Source organism: Psychrobacter immobilis, from assembly GCF_904846235.1.
Lineage (GTDB): Bacteria > Pseudomonadota > Gammaproteobacteria > Pseudomonadales > Moraxellaceae > Psychrobacter > Psychrobacter immobilis_C.
In genome coordinates this window covers 1-3,242 of the sequence record NZ_CAJGZN010000044.1, presented here as the reverse complement: position 1 = coordinate 3,242, position 3,242 = coordinate 1, and the positions used below count along the sequence as shown (strand labels likewise).

The window sequence follows — 3,242 nt, the reverse complement described above, 5'->3', positions numbered from 1 at the left end:
TGTATGTAAGTCAGTTATTTCGAAACTATCTTGTCAGCCACACCATTCATTCGATATTTTTTAGCATCTCATGTGATAACGATACCAAAGAGCTTATCATCTGTTTCATAATTTTTTATGAATTATGATAGAACATAATAGATGTTAACTTGTTAAGTTTATACATTTAATTAAGATTATGTAACAAGATAAAACATTTATGTTATATTATGAGGGAGGTAAAAATTCACGACGAATGTTAACTATTGGAGCGGTAATGAAATCCACTTACTTATTGTCTTTAGCTTTCTTGAGCCTGTCATCTCTTGTATCTACTAGTGCATTGGCAGCCCCTAGTTTTTCAGATGGTATTAATGTCTATACTAGTCAAGACGGTGGTGTGTATACCACTACTTGGACTGCGTATCCTATGACAATAGAAGGGTATACAGGCGCTAATCTCAAAAAGCCAGACAACCTGCTGATTGCTTTAACAGCTGATGGTAAAACAAGTAGTTTTAGAGGAGTGCTAAGCATTACTTGTTCAAGCCCAATAAGTTCAAACATAGTAAGTGATATAGATTACAAAAGCCTGAAAGAAGCGATGGCTGATTACACGCTACCTCGCCCCGTAGTGAATAACCTCTTTGCCAAATTCTGTAAATAGCTAGTACCATTTTAAAAAATCATTAAGAGTTGTCCATATAAACAATGGGCGACTTTTTTGTTTGTTTAACGGATCCATAGGTTAATGAATTTAAAACTGCAAAAGTGTTCGGTACATGAATGGAGATTCATTCGTACCCATTATTCTTTGCTAAAGATTAATTCTTGTTCCTATAGTCCTTCCACTCATTTTCAATATTAAGAGCTTAACTATGAAATCAGGTCATGTTTTATCATTAGTTGCTATAAGCAGTATTATTGTGTTATCTGGCTGTACGGACAATAAAGAAGCGGAAGCTACTCAAGAAGTTGCTACTGAAAATTCGGCTGTTAACAAAGAGGTGGTTGCAGTAGAACCAGCAGTTGCTGAAGAAGAGATCGTTGTTATTGAAGAAGAGGTTGTCGAAGAAGAAAACGCACCTAGATTTTCTAAGGTTACTGATTATCTCGCTTTAAAGCCCAATACTGATTGGCAATGGGAAACGCTGGCTGAAATGCCTGGTGTGCGAGAATGGCGAAACAACATACCTACTTTAGATGGAGGTACCAACTATTCCATCATTGGTAATTTAGATGATCATAGCCATGTTGTAGCTTATGGCACTAAAACAAAACCAAGCTTAGTTAATATTAGTTCTGGTCAGGGCATAGCAGAAGATGAAACAACAAGTGCCGTTTATAAGCTTGAAGATCTATTTAGAGAAAAAGAATTAACGCGTGTGCAATCTAATTGTGATACAGATGAAGACTTTTCTTTTTCCCAGCATTTTTACAAATGGCAAAAAGAAGGCTATCAGCCTCTTTATGTTCTCGCAATGATAGAAGAAGGAAATTCTGGTACATCTAAGGATTTTGGTATCGCTAAAAGCTTCGAAGACTTTTATAAACCTGAAAACAGAGATATGTACCCTAATTTAATAGATTCTGATGATGATGGTAATGAGATAACCTGTACTTTTGACCTGTAATATTTATTCAGTATTTTAAACGCTAATGGATTAAATTATGAAATCGAATCATATGTTGTCATTGGTTGCTATTAGCAGCCTTATTGCTCTATCAGGCTGTGCTGAGAGTCAAACAATGGGCACAACAGTAGTAAAAAGTGTTGGTTCTTTGGTGAATGAGGTAGTGACAGGAACTATAGCAGGTGTACAACAAGGCTTAGGTGGCTCTTCTGTGGATACTAACAAAGTAGCGATAAGCAGCTCTCAAAAATTACCAACAAGTGATATGCTTTATTTATTTGGTGATATGGAAGGCGGATGTGTAGGTAAAAATTTATCCTTTAAAACTTTCGACCAAAGTCAGTTGTCATTAGAGGATAGTATTAAAGGGGTATCACAGGACTATCGATACTTTGTTAAGCCGAGGTCACAATGGTTATCAGCATATCGAGATACGATAAAGGAAGTAAAAATAAAAGAGGGAGGTGAATTTACCGCATATCATCTAATATTCAAAGACGGTATTAAATATCGCGGCCAGCCTTTAGAGGAATACGTATTTATGTTTAGACCAGAATCTTCAGGTGCAGGTGAAGCCTTAAAGTTCGCACCAACCGCCAATCTCTCCACTATTTTGCCTAATTTTAAATCTTACAAGATGGAGTATTGGGACGAAATAATAGATATGGGTGCAACGTATAATTCTAAAAACAAAACGTTTACTTGTCTTTTTGATTAAATGCTCTAATCGTATTATACGATAACATACACAGTCTAAACCCAACTATTGCAGCAAAATAGCTAACCCACAAAAGGATTTCAAATGAAAAACAAATTGGTATCACTTACTGTAGCAGCAGCATTAGCCCTTGCTGGTGTATCAGCTTATGCTGCTCCCGCGGCAAAGCCAGCTACGCCATTAAAGGTCGGCACTACGGATAATGAGGGCCTGACAAGATATAAAGGAAAGACTGTAGTCTCAGGGATTCTTGAATATAATATGGTTAACGAAGCAAGATTTCCGGCTGAATTTACTGTTGATAACAAATCAAAAGCGATGATTCCCAAAGCATCTAAGACAAACTATCCTACTCAGTTTGCGCTTGAGTCAGACAATCCTGAGATTGAGAGATTAAAGCTTAATAAAAAGAAGTGCTATCGCATTCCAATGACAATAGAAATCGACGGATACTATAGTAGTAGTTATGAGGGTGAAAGTGATGGTGCTAATTTAATCAAAATTATCAAGAAAGGTACGCCAGTGCTAACAAGTTGTAATGTAGGATAAGACTATTGCTGGCATGCCAGCACATATTTGAAATTATATATGTGATAAATCACTACTAATTAGTTTATATTAATAAACACCAGTATCACAAACATGACTTGAGTAAAAAATAGGCTGCTAATGCTATGTTTCATATATAGCTAGTAGCCTATTTACTACTATCGAAACTGCATTCATGAAATAGAATCACTAGTGATACTTTCTATGTATTTGTAACTCGTATGATTGCCAACCAATGAACCGCCCCGGGATTGTCGGAGACTCAACATTCTGAGAGAATACGACAATGAAAAAACAAACCTACACTCCTGAGATTAAAGAACGCGCCGTTCGCATGCTGATAGAAGCGTTGGGCGACTATC

4 protein-coding genes are annotated in these 3,242 nt (G+C 36.5%); all 4 read left to right on the top strand.

Annotated features, from left to right (window positions below; translation table 11 throughout):
• Positions 1 to 256 precede the first annotated feature (256 nt).
• The 4 genes from JMX07_RS13390 (at position 257) to JMX07_RS13375 (ending at position 2,880) form a co-directional block, all read left to right on the top strand.
• Positions 257 to 646 (top strand): hypothetical protein, encoded by a 390-nt coding sequence (locus tag JMX07_RS13390; RefSeq protein WP_201608417.1) that lies wholly within the window; start codon positions 257 to 259, stop codon positions 644 to 646.
• A gap of 211 nt (positions 647 to 857) precedes the next feature.
• Positions 858 to 1,613: a hypothetical protein gene (locus tag JMX07_RS13385; protein WP_201608416.1), complete on the top strand. Its 756-nt coding sequence runs from the start codon at positions 858 to 860 to the stop codon at positions 1,611 to 1,613.
• 37 nt (positions 1,614 to 1,650) lie between these two features.
• Positions 1,651 to 2,331, top strand: coding sequence for a hypothetical protein (locus JMX07_RS13380; RefSeq protein WP_165598457.1), 681 nt, complete (start codon positions 1,651 to 1,653; stop codon positions 2,329 to 2,331).
• Between the two features lie 84 nt (positions 2,332 to 2,415).
• On the top strand, positions 2,416 to 2,880 hold the full coding sequence (locus JMX07_RS13375; RefSeq protein WP_201608415.1) for a hypothetical protein: 465 nt from the start codon (positions 2,416 to 2,418) through the stop codon (positions 2,878 to 2,880).
• The last annotated feature ends 362 nt before the right edge of the window (positions 2,881 to 3,242 follow it).